7 protein-coding genes and 2 pseudogenes are annotated in these 9,925 nt (G+C 71.2%); 6 read left to right on the forward strand and 3 right to left on the reverse strand.

Translation table 11 applies throughout. The annotated features are described in order from the left end of the window. A pseudogene (locus ACWD4B_RS33600) lies at positions 1-96 on the reverse strand (transcriptional regulator); the annotation flags it as partial. On the opposite strand from ACWD4B_RS33600, the pseudogene ACWD4B_RS33605 reads away from it, so the two are divergent. From ACWD4B_RS33605 to ACWD4B_RS33625, 5 genes and pseudogenes are all read left to right on the forward strand, one after another. Then, positions 74-883, forward strand: a pseudogene (locus ACWD4B_RS33605) (hypothetical protein); the annotation flags it as partial. The pseudogenes ACWD4B_RS33600 and ACWD4B_RS33605 sit on opposite strands and share 23 nt — an antisense overlap. A 146-nt stretch (positions 884-1,029) precedes the next feature. Beyond that, positions 1,030-2,085, forward strand: coding sequence for a PAC2 family protein (locus tag ACWD4B_RS33610; RefSeq protein WP_336415756.1), 1,056 nt, complete (start codon positions 1,030-1,032; stop codon positions 2,083-2,085). 150 nt (positions 2,086-2,235) lie between these two features. Further along, on the forward strand, positions 2,236-2,946 hold the full coding sequence (locus ACWD4B_RS33615) for an HAD family hydrolase (RefSeq protein WP_451424327.1): 711 nt from the start codon (positions 2,236-2,238) through the stop codon (positions 2,944-2,946). Between the two features lie 343 nt (positions 2,947-3,289). Then, positions 3,290-4,885, forward strand: coding sequence for an ABC transporter substrate-binding protein (locus tag ACWD4B_RS33620; RefSeq protein WP_451424328.1), 1,596 nt, complete (start codon positions 3,290-3,292; stop codon positions 4,883-4,885). A gap of 114 nt (positions 4,886-4,999) precedes the next feature. Continuing rightward, positions 5,000-6,601, forward strand: coding sequence for an ABC transporter substrate-binding protein (locus tag ACWD4B_RS33625; protein ID WP_451424329.1), 1,602 nt, complete (start codon positions 5,000-5,002; stop codon positions 6,599-6,601). 145 nt (positions 6,602-6,746) lie between these two features. Here the strand turns inward: ACWD4B_RS33625 and ACWD4B_RS33630 are convergent, their stop codons facing one another. Then, positions 6,747-7,418: a response regulator gene (locus ACWD4B_RS33630; protein WP_087928839.1), complete on the reverse strand. Its 672-nt coding sequence runs from the start codon at positions 7,416-7,418 to the stop codon at positions 6,747-6,749. Between the two features lie 15 nt (positions 7,419-7,433). Then, a complete protein-coding gene (locus ACWD4B_RS33635) occupies positions 7,434-8,348 on the reverse strand; it encodes a RecB family exonuclease (protein ID WP_451424330.1) in 915 nt (304 codons plus the stop codon). Positions 8,349-8,487: 139 nt separating this feature from the next. On the opposite strand from ACWD4B_RS33635, the gene ACWD4B_RS33640 reads away from it, so the two are divergent. After that, on the forward strand, positions 8,488-9,726 hold the full coding sequence (locus tag ACWD4B_RS33640; protein WP_451424331.1) for a site-2 protease family protein: 1,239 nt from the start codon (positions 8,488-8,490) through the stop codon (positions 9,724-9,726). Positions 9,727-9,925 lie beyond the last annotated feature (199 nt).

A 9,925-nucleotide genomic window follows, 5' to 3' on the forward strand; every position in this document is an offset into this window, starting at 1 on the left:
TCAGGCTGTTTCCACCCCCACGTAGGACTCCCGGAGGTACTCGTGCACCGCTTGCTCTGGGACCCGGAAGGACCTGCCCACCCGGATCGCCGGCACCGGTATCCGCGACCTCTACCTGCACGCCGGCCCGCTGGAGCACGACGGCACCCTGCCCGCCCGGGACTACGCGGGCGCCCGGTGGCTGATCGACGGGGTCCACCGCGACCTGCCCGGCGTGCGCGTCCAGGCCTGGCTGGGCGACGTGGTGGTGCGCGGGGGCGGCGGAGGAGTGCGGCTGGACGCACCCGCGACCCGCGACGCCGTGGTGACGAGCGCCCGGCAGGTATTGCGGGCCGGCTTCGACGGGGTGCACCTGGACGTCGAGCCGGTGCGCACCGGCGACACCGGCTACCTCGCGCTGCTGGACGCCCTGCACCCGGCGGTGCGCGCGAGCGGCGGGGTGCTGTCGGTGGCCGCCCAGCAGATCGACCCGCTGCCCTCGATGCACCGCGCGGCGAAGGCGCTGGGCAGCCCGAAGTGGTGGTCGCAGCACTACTTCGGACAGGTGGCCCGGCGGACGGACCAGATCGCCGTGATGTCGTACGACACCGCACTGCCGTGGGAGAGCCTCTACGGCGGCTACGTCGCCCGGCAGACGGCCCTCGCCCTGCAGACGACGCCGCGCACCACGGACCTGCTGATGGGCCTGCCCTTCTACCACTCGGACAACCTGGGCCACAACAGCACGGCCGAGACCGCAGACGCCGCCGTGCGCGGCGCCCGGCTCGGGCTGACCAGGCAGGACCGCGGGCGGCAGGCCTTCGGAGTGGCCCTCTACGTGGACTTCGCCGCCACCGCGGACGACTGGCGCGCCTACCGCGAAGGATGGGGCGACCGCGAATGACCCTGCAGTGTGCAATCAACTGCCCGACAAGGGCTGCGAACGGGGGCCGGGAAGGCCGTAGGCTTGGGGGACTGAGCAAGTCAACTGCACGGAACGGCAGCCGGCGGCGGTGACGGAGATCCGCCCCGGTCGGAAGGAGGCGCTGGGTGATCGAGCTTGAGGGGGTACCCGAGCTGATCGACCCGGTCATGATCTGTGCCTTCGAGGGCTGGAACGACGCGGGTGACGCCGCGTCCAGTGCGGTCGCGCACCTGGACCGGGAGTGGAAGGGCGAGGTCTTCGCCGCGCTGGACGCGGAGGACTACTACGACTTCCAGGTCAACCGCCCCACGGTGTGGCTGGACGGCGGGGTACGCAAGATCACCTGGCCCACCACCCGGCTCTCCGTGGTGCGCACCCCGGGCCCCGCCCCGCGCGATCTCGTCCTGGTCCGCGGCATCGAGCCGAGCATGCGATGGCGCTCGTTCTGCAACGAGATCCTGGGCTTCGCCCACGAGCTGGGCGTGGAGCTGGTCGTGGTGCTGGGCTCGCTGCTCGGCGACACCCCGCACACCAGACCCGTCCCGGTCAGCGGGGTCACCTCCGACCCCGACCTGGCCCGGACCATGGATCTGGAGGAGTCCCGCTACGAGGGCCCGACCGGCATCGTGGGCATCCTGCAGGAGGCCTGCACGCACGCGGGCGTCCCTGCGGTCAGCCTGTGGGCGGCCGTGCCGCACTACGTCTCCCAGCCGCCCAACCCGAAGGCCACCCTGGCGCTGCTCAACCGCCTGGAGGACCTGATCGACCTGCGCATCCCGCTGGGCGAGCTGCCGGAGGACGCCCGCGCCTGGCAGCTGGGCGTGGACCAGCTGGCGGCCGAGGACAGCGAGGTCGCGGAGTACGTGCAGTCGCTGGAGGAGGCCCGGGACACCGCCGACCTGCCGGAGGCCTCCGGCGAGGCCATCGCCCGCGAGTTCGAGCGCTACCTGCGCCGCCGCGACCCGCAGCCGGGCGGCCTGGCCGCCGAGCCGGGGCTCGACGGGGGCGGCCGGGACGGCTCGTACCTGCGGGACACGGCCGGCGGCCGCACCCGCCCGCCGAAGCCGCAGGCGAAGGAGGAGGGCGAGGAGGACCGCGCCGACCGCACCGACCGGGCGGAGGACCGCACGGACAGCACCGAGGACCGCACGGAGGGGCCCGGCCCGGAGGCCTCGGACTGACCGTGCGGCCCGTGCGGCCCGTACGTCCCGGATATCGACGCGACGTGCCGTGGTGAACGGACGTACACTTGTCGGCCCGGTGGAGGCCGGTCCGCCGTCCCGCAGGGGACCGTGCGGACCGGCCTTCTCGTCCCTTCAGGAGGTGCGCCGATGACCAGCAGCATCCCGGCGGTCGACAGCCGTCAGGCCACGGGTCCGGCCCTGCAGGCGGTCCTGCTCGACATGGACGGAACCCTCGTCGACACCGAGGGGTTCTGGTGGGAGGTCGAGGTCGCGGTCTTCGCCGAGCTCGGCCACCAGCTCCTGGAGGAGTACCGCGAGGTCGTCGTCGGCGGGCCGATGACGCGCAGCGCCTCCTTCCTGATCAAGGCCACGGGCGCCAGGATCGCCCTGGCCGAGCTGACCGTGCTGTTGAACACCCGCTTCGCCGAGATGATCGGCGGGGGCGTGCCGCTGATGCCCGGCGCCCGGCGGCTGCTCGCCGAGCTCGCCGCGCACTCGGTGCCCACGGCGCTGGTCTCGGCCTCGCACCGGCAGATCATCGACCGGGTGCTGCACACCCTCGGCCCGGAGCACTTCGCGCTGACGGTCGCGGGGGACGAGCTGACCCGGACCAAGCCCCACCCGGACCCGTATTTGCTGGCCGCGGCCCGGCTCGGGGCGGATCCGGCGCGCTGCGCGGTGGTGGAGGACACCCTGACGGGTGTGACGGCCGCCGAGGCCGCGGGCTGCCGGGTGGTGGCCGTGCCGTCGGTCGCGCCCATTCCGCCGGCCGCCGGGCGCACGGTGGTGGGCTCGCTGGAGGAAGTCGATCTCCCATTTCTGCAGCGGCTGATCCCGGGCCCGAATTACGGGGTGTGAGAGGGCGGAAACGCTGGGCGTCGGAGCACCGGTTTTCCGCGCCGAATGCGGCGGCCGAATTCCACCGGGTGCCCCGCGGCGGGGCGGAGTGACGTTCGTCACCGGACGCGGGGGCCCGGGGGTGGTCGCGCGGGGTGTGGAAGCGCTCCCGCGCGAGCGGAAGCGCACCCTTGTGTCCCGATTGATCACCGAGTGCGTGGAAGATTCCCGCGTCCGGATATCGGTCCGTCGTCGACTGTTATCACCGTGTGATATCGCATCAACTTCGCCGTGTTCCGGGGGCCGTGGCGGTCCGGACTAATCTCTTCCGGGAACTGACGCACCACAGGGAGAACCCCGCACAATGAACCGCAAGACCTTGGTGCTGCCGGCCGTGGCAGCCCTGCTGGCCCCCGCCCTCGCCGCCTGTGGCGGGAGCAGTGGATCCGGTACGGGCAAGGCCGTCGTCATCGGCACCACGGACCGGTTCGAGGAGACCACCGACGCACCCGCGCCCCTCGACCCCGCGGCCGCGTACGACATCGGCGCCTGGAACGTCCTGCACAGCACCTTCCAGACCCTGATGCGGCTGCCCCGCTCGGGCGCCACCCCGGTCGGCGACGCCGCCGAGACGTGCAGCTTCGGCGACCGCAACAACGAGCAGTACCGGTGCACCCTGCGCACGGGCCTGAAGTTCTCCAACGGGCACCCGCTCACCTCTGCGGACGTGAAGTTCTCCTTCGACCGCGTGACGGCGATCAACTTCGAGAACGGCCCGGCCTCCCTGCTGAGCAACATCGACAAGGTGGAGGCCCCCACCGACCGTGAGGTCGTCTTCCACCTCAAGTCGCCCGACGCCACCTTCCCGCAGAAGATCGCCACCCCGGCCGGCTCGATCGTCGACCACCAGACGTACAAGAAGGACAGCCTCGGCGACGGCTTCAAGGTCGTGGGCTCCGGCCCGTACACGCTGAGCACCGACGTCAAGGACGACCGCGTCACCAAGGCCGTCCTCACCAAGAACCCCGACTACCACGGGTCGGTGGAGCTGCAGAACGACAAGGTCGAGATGCGCTTCTACGACGACTCGGCGTCGATGGAGAAGGCGCTCGAGGGCGGCGACATCGACCTCATGAACCGCACCATGCTGCCCGAGCAGGTCAGCCGGCTGCGCGACAACCCGCCCAGCGGCGTACGACTGCTGGAGAACCCGGGCGCAGAGATCAGCTACCTCGCCTTCAACACCGACGACTCCACGGTGAAGAACAAGGCGGTGCGCCAGGCCATGGCGCAGGTCATCGACCGCCAGGCGCTCACCCGCGACGCCTACAACCGCGCCGACGACCCCCTGTACTCGCTGGTGCCCTCCGGCATCAGCGGGCACCAGAACTCCTTCTCCAACCGGTACCAGGACCCCAGCGCGAGCAAGGCCCGCACCCTGCTGCAGGGCGCCGGCATCACCTCGCCGGTGCCGATCACCCTCACCTACACCACGGACCACTACGGTGAGGCCACCGAGAAGGCGTTCAAGGTGCTGCAGAAGCAGTTGAACGACAGCGGCCTGTTCGACGCCAAGGTCCAGGGCGTCAAGTGGGCGGACTTCCGCCCCGAGGCCGCCAAGGGCAAGTACGCGGTCTACGGCATGGGCTGGTTCCCCGACTTCCCGGACCCCGACAACTTCATCGCGCCGTTCATCGGCAAGGACAACTTCCTCCGCTCGCCCTACCGCAACAACAAGATCAGCGGCGAACTGCTCCCGCAGTCCCGCCAGACGGCCGCGCGCGAGTCGGCCACCCAGTACTTCCAGCAGGCCCAGGACATCATCGCCGACGAGGTGCCGGTGCTCCCGCTGTGGCAGGGCAAGCAGTACGTGGCCGTCCGCAGCGGCCTCACCGGAGCGGAGTGGGCCCTCAACTCCGCCTCGGAACTCCAGCCCTGGGAACTCGCCCACGGCGCCTAGCGGTTCACCCCCGCCCGCGGGGCAGCTCCACCAGCACCACAGCTCCACCGAACGATCTCAGCAGCCCCACGGCGGCCGTCACCGCCTCAGTCGAGAACTGTGAGGAACGTGCAAGTGAAGAAACGTGACCAGTGGCTCGCCGCCCCGCTCGGCGCAGGGCTCGCCGCCGCCCTGCTCAGCGGGTGCGGATCGGAGGACGGCAAGGCGGCCGGCACCGGGCAGTCGGTGGTCATGGGCATGTCCGACGAGGTCGTGACCACCGACCCCGCCTCGGGCTACGACCCCGGATCCTGGGTGCTGTTCAACAACGTCTTCCAGTCGCTGTTGAGCTTCCCCAAGGGCAGCACCGTCCCGACCCCGGAGGCGGCCAAGAGCTGCACCTTCAAGGACCACTCCAGCCAGACCTTCGAGTGCACGCTCCAGGACGGGCTGACGTTCTCCAACGGCCACCCCCTCACCTCCGAGGACGTCGCCTGGTCCTTCCGCCGCACGATGAAGATCAACGACAAGGACGGCCCGGCCGCCGCGATGCTCTCCACCATCGGGGACATCAAGACGCCCGACAAGTCCACCGTGGTCTTCCACCTCAAGCGCCCCGACGCCACCTTCCCGCAGAAGATCGCCTCCGGTGCCGGCTCCATCGTCGACCACACCGAGTACCCGATGGACAAGCTGCGCACCGACGGCAAGGCCGTCGGGTCCGGCGTCTACAAGCTGGAGTCCTTCGACAAGTCCAAGGCCGTCTTCAAGGTCAACGGCTCCTACAAGGGCCCGGCCACCGTGCAGAACAGCGGCATGACGATGAAGTTCTTCCACGGCGAGCAGGCCGAGCTGAAGGACGCCGTCCAGAAGGGCGACGTGGACCTCGCCTACCGCGGCCTGGCCATGAAGGACATCGCCGACCTGGAGGCGTCGGACACCGGCGACAAGAACAAGCTCAACGTCGTCGAGGGCTCCAGCGCCGAGATCCAGCACATGGTCTTCAACACCAAGGACCCGGTGGCCGGCAAGGCCGGGGTCCGCAAGGCCATCGCCTACCTCGTCGACCGCAGCGCACTCGTCCGCGACGTCTACAAGCGCACCGCCGAACCGCTCTACTCGGTCGTCCCCAGCGGCATCACCGGCCACAAGACCTCGTTCTTCGACCTCTACGGCGACCGCCCCCAGCCCGCCAAGGCCGCCGCGGCCCTGCAGTCCGAGGGCATCCACGGCAAGGTCAGACTCACCCTGTGGGCCACGCCCATCCGCTACGGGCCCGGCACCGTCGCCGAGTTCCAGGAGATCGCCAAACAGCTCAACGACAGCGGCCTGTTCGAGGCCGACGTCAAGAGCGTCCCGTTCGACGAGTACGAGAAGGGCGTCCACGCCGGCGCCTACGGCGTCTACGTCAAGGGCTGGATCCCCGACTACCCCGACCCGGACAACTTCACCGCGCCGTTCTTCGGCGAGGACAGCGAACTGGCCAACAACTACGAGTCCAAGGAGATAGCGGAGAAGATCCTGCCGGCCACCGCCGCACAGGGCAGCCGCTCCGCCACCGTCGACGACTTCGCCAAGCTGCAGAACACCGTCGCCCAGGACCTGCCCGTCCTGCCGCTGTGGCAGGGCAAGCAGTACGTCGTCGCCAACTCCAAGATCTCCGGCCTGCAGTGGACGCTCGACGCCTCGACCGTCTTCCGCTTCTGGGAGATCGGCAAGTCCACCAACAAGAGCTGACCCGCCGCTCTCCCCCAGGGCGTGTCCGATGGGTCAGCACAGGCCCTGCGACGCTCCCCCAGCTACCGCTGGGAGGTGCCCCCAGCACCAGACGCCGCAGGGCCTGCACTGACCCATCGGACACGCCCTCGCGCCCCGGTGCCGCCTACTGCGCGCCGGGGCGCACCAGCCCGCTCTCATAGGCATAGACCGCCGCCTGCACCCGGTCCCGCAGGCCCAGCTTCGTCAGCACATGCCCCACATGCGTCTTGACCGTCGTCTCGCTGACGAACAGATCCGCCGCGATCTCCGCATTCGACAGGCCCCGCGCCACCAGCTTCAGCACCTCGACCTCACGGTCGGTCAGCGTGTGCAGCGTGTCCGGCAACGGCTCCTCGCCCGACGGCAGATGACCCGCGTACTTGTCCAGCAGCCGCCGCGTGATGCTCGGCGCCAGCATCGCCTCGCCGCCCGCAACCACCCGGATCGCCTGCACCAGTTCGTGCGCGGGAGCGTCCTTGAGAAGGAAGCCGCTGGCCCCGGCGCGCAGCGCCTCCACCACGTACTCGTCGAGATCGAAGGTCGTCAGCACCAGCACCTTGGCCGGGCCGTTGCGCTCCGGACCCGTGATCTGCCGGGTCGCCTCGACGCCGTCCATCCGGGGCATCCGGATGTCCATCAGCACCACATCGGGCTGCAGCGCACGCACCTGGTCGAGCGCCTGCAGGCCGTCCCCGGCCTCCCCGACGACGGCCAGGTCCTGCTCGGCCTCCAGGATCATGCGGAAGCCGGTGCGCAGCAGCGGCTGGTCGTCGACCAACAGGACACGGATCGCCACAGGAGAACTCCTTCGCTAGACCGGGTCCATTCTGCCCTGAGCCTTCGCGGCCAGCGGATACGGCGGGGGAGTACCGCCGAATTCCGGGCAGACCGCCTGGTGGTCGCACCAGCCGCACAGCTTCGTCGGCCGCGGACGCCAGTCGCCCGTCTCCGTGGCCAGCATGATCGCGTCCCACAGCGCGCGCAGCTTGCGCTCCACCGCCAGCAGCTCCGCCTCGACCGGGTCGTACGTCAGCACGTCCCCGCTGCCCAGGTAGACCAGCTGCAGCCGGCGCGGCACCCGACCGCGCAGCCGCCACACCACCAGCGCGTAGAACATCATCTGGAACAGCGCGTCCTGGCGGTACTGCGGGGCCGGGGCCTTGCCCGTCTTGTAGTCCACGATGCGCACCTCACCCGAGGGCGCCACGTCCAGCCGGTCCACGATGCCGCGCAGCAGCAGGCCCGAGTCCAGCGTCGTCTCCACCACGAGCTCGCGCTCCGCCGGCTCCAGCCGCGCCGGATCCTCCAGCGTGAACCAGCGCTCCACCAGCCTCTCGGCGTCCGCCAGCCACTTCCCCAGCTGCTCCGCGTCCTGCGAGCCGTCCTCCTGCGCGAACAGCTCCGCCAGCTCCGGACGCGCGGCCAGCAGCTCCTCCCACGCGCCCGGCACCATCCCGCGCGCCCGCGGCACGGTGCGCTCGGCCGCCGGGGCGTCGAAGAGCCGCTCCAGCACCGCGTGCACCACCGTGCCCCGGGTGGCCGCCGCACTGGGCTTCTCCGGCAGCCGGTCGATCACCCGGAAGCGGTAGAGCAGCGGACACCGCATGAAGTCCGCCGCCCGCGACGGCGACAGCGACACCGGGCGCGACGGCCCGGACTGCGCGGGAATACGGCCGCCCGCCCCCTCCGGGGCCGGAACGGCGGAATGCTCGGTGGCGGTATCCATGACACAGAACCCTACGGCCCGTCACCGACAGCCGGGCGCATACCATCGACGGCAGGGGGCCCCGCACTGCATGATCGTGTGAAAAGACAGCGCACCGGGCGGGTGCGGGGAACGCATCCGACGAGGGGACACCGACACCGTGGAGACAAGCGGCCAGGGCCGATCCGACGGCGGGGGAGCCGGCGGGCAGACCGACCCCGGGGACCGCAGGCCGCCGCGCCCGCGCGGCACCGGCGGCGGCATCCTCATGGGCCGGCCCTTCGGCGTACCCGTCTACGTCGCCCCCAGCTGGTTCCTCGTCGCCGCCCTGATCACCTGGGTCTTCGGCGGCCAGCTCGACCGCGTGCTCCCCGAACTGGGCCGCGCCCGCTACCTGGTCTCCCTCTTCTTCGCGGTCGCCTTCTACGCCTCCGTGCTCGTCCACGAACTCGCCCACACCGTGGCCGCCCTGCGCTTCAAGCTCCCGGTGCGCCGCATCCAACTGCAGTTCTTCGGCGGCGTCTCCGAGATCGAGAAGGAGAGCGAGACCCCGGGCCGCGAATTCGTGCTCGCCTTCGTCGGCCCCCTGCTCTCCCTCGTCCTGGCCGGCCTGTTCTACCTCGGCTGGCTCGCCGTCGAGCCCGCCACCGTCCCCGGCGTCCTGCTCGCCGGGCTGATGATCTCCAACCTGCTCGTGGCCGTCTTCAACCTGCTGCCCGGGCTGCCCCTGGACGGCGGCCGGATGCTCCGCGCCGTCGTCTGGAAGATCAGCGGCCGGGCCATGACCGGAACCATCGCCGCCGCCTGGGTCGGCCGGGCCCTCGCCGTCTCCGTGCTCGTCGGCCTGCCCCTGCTCACCCACGGCGGCCTCGGCGACGCCCCCGCCGACTTCGGCGGCGTCGACTCGCTCACCGACGCCCTGCTCGCCGCCATCCTCGCCGCCATCATCTGGACCGGCGCCGGCAACAGCCTGCGCATGGCCCGCCTCCGCGAGCACCTGCCCCGCCTGCGCGCCCGCACCCTCACCCGCCGCGCCGTCCCCGTCGTCGCCGCCACCCCGCTCTCCGAGGCCCTGCGCCGCGCCAACGAGGCGGGCGCCCGGGCCCTGGTGGTCGTCGACGGCCAGGGCACCCCGACCGCGCTCGTCCGCGAGGCCGCCATCGTCGCCGTGCCCCAGCACCGCCGCCCCTGGGTCGCCGTCGGCGGCCTCGCCCAGGACCTCACCGCGGAAATGCACGTCTCCGCCGAGCTCACCGGCGAGGAACTCCTGGAGACCCTCCGCGCCCACCCGGCCACCGAGTACCTCGTCACCGAGGACACCGGGGAGATCTACGGGGTCCTGTCCACGGCGGACGTGGAACGGGCCTTCGTGGCCGCAATGGCCAGACCGTCGGCCTAGCCCCGTCAGGGGCGCGGGGAACTGCGCGACCAGCCCCCACCGACCTGCAGTCGACGCACCACCCCAGGGGTCCGGGGCGCAGCCCCGGGAACCTCGGCTGCGAGAGCGTCGTGGCTGATCGCGCCCACGCGGCGGAGCCGCATATCGAAACAGCCCCGCGCCCCAACGGGGCGCCCCCCCCCCCCCCACAGGGGCGGGA

It is taken from the genome of Streptomyces sp. NPDC002536, from assembly GCF_053594995.1.